The sequence below is a fragment of the Flammeovirga sp. OC4 genome, from assembly GCF_000812565.1.
Taxonomy (GTDB): Bacteria; Bacteroidota; Bacteroidia; order Cytophagales; family Flammeovirgaceae; genus Flammeovirga.
This window is the reverse complement of record NZ_JTAM01000126.1, coordinates 1-6,359: the sequence shown is the minus strand read 5'-3', so window position 1 is coordinate 6,359 and position 6,359 is coordinate 1. Positions and strand designations below refer to the sequence as shown.

The window sequence follows — 6,359 nt, the reverse complement described above, 5'->3', positions numbered from 1 at the left end:
ATTTTTTCAATTATGAGACAGCCTCTTTATATTGTTTAAGCACTTTTTTTGGCTGACTTTTTCTTAGCCTTTGCTTTGGCTTTTTTCTTTGCAGCTTTCTTTTTAGCTACCTTCTTATCAGCCTTTTTCTTCGCTTTTATTTTTTCTTTTTTCTTCGCTTCTTTTTTGGCCGCTTTTTTCTTCGCCTTGATTTTCTCTTCCTTCTTTTTCGCTTTTAACTTTGCTTCTTTCTTCTTAGCCGTTAGCTTTTTGTTTTTTTTCTTTAAGCTAGAAGCTTTCAGTTTTATTACTTTGGTCTTTTTCTTCTTCTCTTTCTTCATCTTTATTAGTTTTTGTCCGATTGATTTTTTTGAAAAAAAATGAAATATTAGTTCCTATTAATCACGTAAAATTAATTCACAATTAAGAAATACATTTAACATTACGTTAATATATATGTAATTATTAAGAAACACTAGTGCTCATAAAAAATAATGCTTAACTACTCCAATATTTAGTTATTAAGCATTGAAACTAATATATTTTGAAAAAAGGAGATGCTATATTAAATTAATAAAAAGATCCTCTATTGATATTGATGGTAGTATTCTGAAGGTGAACATCCAAACTTTCTCTTAAAAGTGGTTGAAAAATGTTGAACTTGAGTATATCCAAACTCAGAAGCAATTTCAGAAATAGATTGATGATTATTTAAAATTGCGATTCTAATTAATTCCATTTTATAATTAGAATAATAATTTGACATCGATTGACCAAAAACAACTTCAAACAATTTCTCGATTTCTTCCAAAGTACTTTTTTGTATGATTTGATCAAATTCAGGCTTTTCTTTCCAATTACTAATTAGTTTGTTTCTGACTTTAAATAATTCTTTGAGTTTATCATCACTTAACCCTAAATCATGTTGTGTTACCGTTATCTTACCAAGAGCGTTTAAAAATAAGAAATACAATTCTTGAATCTTTACAGGAAGAATTTTTGCTTTCAGTTTCTCTGAATAATTATTGATTTCTTGAAGACTATTCTTAAACAACATCACATCTCGATTTTCATCAAAGAAATTAAAAAAATGAGATCTATTTAAATAAAAATCGCTGACTTCTTTATTATCTATTTCATTGAATGTTGCCTCAGAAAAATAGATATTGATATTATATAATTTCTCTCCTTTAGAAACTTTATTGACAATACCTATCTGCTTTGAGCAAGTATAAAAACCGTTTGCAGTTAATTCTTGAACCTCATCATTTTCCTTAACACAAATTGTATCGTTAAAAAAAGAAGCATAGTACTTAAAATAAGATGAACTACTGTAATTGAGATCTATTGTTATATCTTCTTTGGCTATGATATGATTGTAAATAAAATAGATACCCGGATGTATTTTATAAAAAAAGATAAACCCTTCTCCTTTATCACTGTCTACTTTCAATAAGTTAGGATGGATAAATTCTCCCTCAAAAAAATCTTTCAGCCATTGTTTATGCTGATTGTAGTCGTGAATAATATTAGTATACATGATGATAAAGTTTGAATTGTTAACCTCCGAAATTAAAGATAATATGTACGAAATCAAAATAACTTTCAATCCATAAATTTTAGTATTTAGTTATCAACTTTAGCTTTTTCTTTTCTTTAATCTATGCCTTCTCCAGCTTAAAAATTGTGATCTCAGGTCGTACATTAAAACGAACTTGTCTTACAAAACCAAGTGCTCTATTTATATATAGCTTTCTACCATCATATAAATCAAATTCTCCTTGTGTATATCTTTTATTTTCAACGGGTAAAATAGGTGGATCGAATAATGGAGGTTTACACTGTCCACCATGTGTATGTCCAGATAGAATCCACCCTTGATAACCATTCCAAACGTCTAAATCACATACATCTGGATTGTGACATAAAACAATATTGGCTTTAGATGAATCATAATTTTTCATTACTAATTCAGGGTTGAAATTTGGTCCAGAATAATCATCAAAACCAATAAAATTCAATCCATCAGACTCTATTTGAGCATTACTTAAAACATGAATTCCTCTCTCTGAAAGTATAGTAGATATCTTTAGGCCAAAGTCTTTGTCTTTATAAGCTTTCCCATAGTCGTGATTCCCAAGAATTCCAAAAGTTGAAATCTTACCAAAAACCGCATGTTGGAGTACGTCTTTCAGAAAAATAAACTGCTTTTTATTCCTATTGGTAACATAATCTCCAGTGTAAACAACAAAATCAGGTTTAAACTTTTTCGCTTTTTTAAAAGCGTCAATGATGTAATTGTAATCTCCAGTATGGTCAATGTGTATATCACTAATCTGCATTACAGTTTTACCAATAAGTTTTTCGGGTAAATTGGCAACAGGCATATTTCTTTTTACAAATTCAAGCCAGAAAGGTTCAATCTGCCAGCTGTATACACCTGTAAATAACCCGGTACCAAGGGTACTAAGAAGACTTGTTTTTATAAATTTTCTCCTGTTCATTAAAGACGCAATAAGTTACTTTAGTCGTAATAAGTTTTTCTCAAAGATTATTGCAAATGTATTTAAAATAATAATCTACTTACACAAAAATCTAATAATTATCACTTGCTTTTGAGAATTGTGATTTGGATTTGCAATAAAAAACTGGACAAACAATTAAGCTCTGTTCAACATTTTGTAATAGTGGTAAAAATAAGGACTCATGCAGCCTAATTTGAATGTGGTCGTTTTCTATTATACCATATTTCTATGAGTAATAAATCCATTCTTCAAGGGTATTTCTGGCTATATCGTTAAATTGTTTTACTTTTATGATATAATATTCAGGAAGTAATACTATCAATAGTGATATCTTCCGGCATTAATTCTGAAAGAAATCCTTCTAAAATAACGTGATACGCCTAATTTCTTAAGAGGCGTTTGATCGCCCAATCAAAACGTATTAAATTATTTTTCATTATTGTACTTTTTATGAAGAAAATAATGGTATTTCAGTAAGTAAACTTATGAAGAAAATCATTTCTTATACTTGTTAAAAAAAATATTATTTGAAGGAAATAAGGAAAGAGTTTTTAATATAAACAAAGGACAGTAAAGTATATCTTTGGTTTTACATGTTCTGTTTTACTTCTAATTTTTGAACAACGACTTTTTTTTACTCATAGGTTATAAGTTAAAAACTTATTCAAAAAACAAGTTCGCAGTGACGCTTTCGCTTAACACTACGAACAGCGGGGAGAAGGGGGAAGAATTAATACTGTATTATACTATTTTTTTCCAACTATTTCCTTTACTTCCTCAATAGTTAGACCTGAATATAATGCTACTTTTTCTACACTTAATCCATCTTGAAGCATTGATTTTGCATTTTCTAGTGCTTGCTCTTTTTTTCCTTCTATGAGACCTTCTTCTTTACCTATTTCCTTACCTATTTCCTTACCTATTTCTCTCTCCTTAATAATCGCCTCCATCTCTAAAGTACGCTCCCTGCTTGCTTCTTCCATAAGGTTGACAATATGTTTTTTATAGCTTACTTGTTCGGATTTTGACATTTTATCTACTTTTAAAATTTCTTTGGCTTGTTCCAGTCCTTTTGCTTTAAAATTATCTTTGATTTCGTTGTTTTTAAAGTAGTAAATCCATTCATCAAGGGTATTTCTGGCTATATCATCAAATTGGTTTACTTTTATGATATAATATTCAGGAAATAAATCAGATGGGGTTTTATCTTCTCCTAAGAATACTTTTTGTTTGCCTGATAGTTCTAAGTCATCATTTTGATAAATACCTTGGAAATTAGTCTTCCCATGATAAACGTAATCGGCTCCTTGTCCTAAATCAAAATACACAATATTTACGGAGTAAATTTTCTTGACATGATGATAAGCTTCTCCAACTGATATGTATTCTGTCAAAACTTTTGAAGTACCATAAAGCATACGTTGAAAATAATTGTACTCTAGCTGGTTTTGGACTTCAATGATAACGTATTCACCTTTTTGATTCTTTACTAAAATATCAACACGATTGAATTTATCTGAAGCTGTTTCTTGATTTCCTTCACTTTCTAAAATACTATCAATGGTGATATCTTCCTGCATTAATTCTGAAAGAAATCCCTCTAAAATAACATGGTCTGCCTTATTTCTTAAGAGGCGTTTGATCGCCCAATCAAAACGTATTAAATTATTTTTCATTATTGTACTTTTTTTGTGAAGAAAATAATGGTTTTTCAGTAAGTAAAGTTAAGAAGAAAATCATTTCTTATACTTGTTAAAAAAATATTATTTGAAGGAAATAAGGAAAGTGTTTTTAGTCTAAACTCAGAACAGTAAAGTACATCTTTGGTTTTACATGTTCTGTTTTCTTTCTAATTTTTGAACAACGACTTTTTTTACTCATAGGTTATAAGTTGAAAACTTATTCAAAAAACAAGTTCGCAGTGACGCTATCGCTTAACACTACGAACAGTGGAGGAAAATCATTTCTTATACTTGTTAAAAAAATATCATTTGAAGGAAATAAGGAAAGTGATTTTAGTCTAAACTCAGAACAGTAAAGGTCGAGCTGTTTTAGACCTCCATGTTTATAATAGGTGTAGCGTGCCTGTAGGTTACTGTTTAGTGTGGGTAAAACCCTTCATTTTTCTGATTTTAAGGTTTCTGCTTTTTAAGTGATCAGTTGAAAACTTATTCAAATACAAGTTCTGGGTGACGCTATCGCTTAACACTACGAACAGTGGGGCACTTTAGTGCTTCAATTTTGCAATGAAAATTTGAGGAACCCGCGGTAGCGAGAGGTAATATCAAAATCTTAGAAAAATTATATGAATTTTCTTGACTTTTAAGACAGTACCTTAGAGTAGGTGGGGTGTCCTATGGTTCCAATACTTGATTTGAAAACCAGTGAGGGTTAAAAAGATATAGAAGTATGATAATAATACATGTTATAAAAAACTGAATAAAATTATACCAAATAACATTTTTCTCTTTTCTGAGAAAAAAATATGGAAATGGGACATATGTTACTATAAATAATATTGTCGTCTTAAAAAAAGATTCAAATGAATTGATATTCAAAAAATAATATTCTTTAAATGTTGGTCTGTTTACAATTTTTAACAAAAATAACACTTTCCAAAAAAGAAATGATCTTAGCATTAATAAACCGCCAAAAAATCCAATAAACAATAAAATTAGTATCATTTAATTATTAAAATCAATATTTATTCCAAAAAAACCTTCAACTTTAACTCCTAAGCCTTTATAACTTTGAGACCAATCTTCTTGTACCCCAGCTCTAATTGAGCTTATTTTTTTATGTAAATTGTATGCTTTCAATTCTAACCCTGGGTATCCAACACCTATGTTTGACAGTGTTGTATAATTATGAGCATCTCTCATAAATTCAATAATATTATCTTTATTGACACCTCTAGGATTAAGATTTTTGAAGTTTGATACAAACCCTATTTTATAATCACCATAATAAGACTCAAGTTTTGCACCATGATTGACATTAAAAGACAAGTCGTTTTGAATTAAATCGGAAGACTTATATATTCCATTCTCGTTACTTGGCATTGTATGTCTATTTAAATCAGTTCTAGTTCTGTATCCAATTGTATAATAATCTACAGAGGCAGCATCTAAAGTAAACCCCTTATCCAAATTATCTTTATATGTTAAGGCTCCAAATGAAAGAGTCATTTTTACATTAGCATCTAGTGATATTTTAATTGGGTCTCTGGAAATAAACTCATGACCATAACCATGATCTGTTTTACCGTATGAACTGATATAAGCCCAACCTCCATCTCCAGCAACTTCAATGATACCTTCCCCTCCAAAAACCAGATTTCTCCAGGTAGCTCCCCATTTTGAATATCTCCCATCAGGATCCACCCCCATCACAGGATTATTCCCCATCCCCACATAACCACTAGCAAACTGCCTAGCAGGGTCCACACTCAACCATCTACCAATCACAGGATCATACATCCTAGCCTCAAAACTATTGAAGCCTGTTTCCTCCGTTTCGTCATCAGCAAACTCTCCTTGATAGCCGTAGCGGTATTTTCCATCTGTTTGATGTCCAATTTTCATACCGAAGGGATAGGAATCACTGTAGTTATTGATATTGCGGTTGGCTCCGCTCCATTGTACAGTCGCTCTTACGTTACCAAGGTGGTCTGAAAGTTGGTAGCTTGTCAGGTCATTATTAAAGTAAATGCCTAGACGACTGGCACCGTAGATCGGAACTTCTGCTTGGGTGCCGTCACTGTTGTAGATGGCAAGTACCTTACCGGAAGCATCACGGACGTAATAATTTGTAGAAGTTCCTGCTTCTGGATTTGCAACATTTTTTCGGATAAAA

5 protein-coding genes are annotated in these 6,359 nt (G+C 30.8%); all 5 read right to left on the bottom strand.

From position 1 onward, the window contains the following. Positions 1–35 precede the first annotated feature (35 nt). On the bottom strand, positions 36–320 hold the full coding sequence (locus PL77_RS29295; protein ID WP_156152601.1) for a hypothetical protein: 285 nt from the start codon (positions 318–320) through the stop codon (positions 36–38). 245 nt (positions 321–565) lie between these two features. After that, positions 566–1,519 carry a helix-turn-helix transcriptional regulator gene (locus PL77_RS29290; RefSeq protein ID WP_044213421.1) on the bottom strand — a complete coding sequence of 318 codons (954 nt, stop codon included), beginning with the start codon at positions 1,517–1,519 and terminating at the stop codon, positions 566–568. Between the two features lie 121 nt (positions 1,520–1,640). Further along, positions 1,641–2,483 (bottom strand): metallophosphoesterase, encoded by an 843-nt coding sequence (locus PL77_RS29285; RefSeq protein WP_044213419.1) that lies wholly within the window; start codon positions 2,481–2,483, stop codon positions 1,641–1,643. 767 nt (positions 2,484–3,250) lie between these two features. Continuing rightward, positions 3,251–4,180: an Rpn family recombination-promoting nuclease/putative transposase gene (locus tag PL77_RS29280; RefSeq protein WP_044213417.1), complete on the bottom strand. Its 930-nt coding sequence runs from the start codon at positions 4,178–4,180 to the stop codon at positions 3,251–3,253. A gap of 1,008 nt (positions 4,181–5,188) precedes the next feature. Next, positions 5,189–6,359, bottom strand: a 1,171-nt coding sequence (locus PL77_RS29270) for an RHS repeat-associated core domain-containing protein (protein WP_044213413.1), incomplete at its 5' end; no start/stop codon positions are given.

Excerpts from the sequence above, each read along its gene's own strand:
- PL77_RS29285 (WP_044213419.1), bottom strand. The coding sequence starts at position 2,483 with ATGAACAGGAGAAAATTTATAAAAACAAGTCTTCTTAGTACCCTTGGT.
- PL77_RS29295 (WP_156152601.1), bottom strand. The coding sequence starts at position 320 with ATGAAGAAAGAGAAGAAGAAAAAGACCAAAGTAATAAAACTGAAAGCT.
- PL77_RS29290 (WP_044213421.1), bottom strand. The coding sequence starts at position 1,519 with ATGTATACTAATATTATTCACGACTACAATCAGCATAAACAATGGCTG.
- PL77_RS29280 (WP_044213417.1), bottom strand. The coding sequence starts at position 4,180 with ATGAAAAATAATTTAATACGTTTTGATTGGGCGATCAAACGCCTCTTA.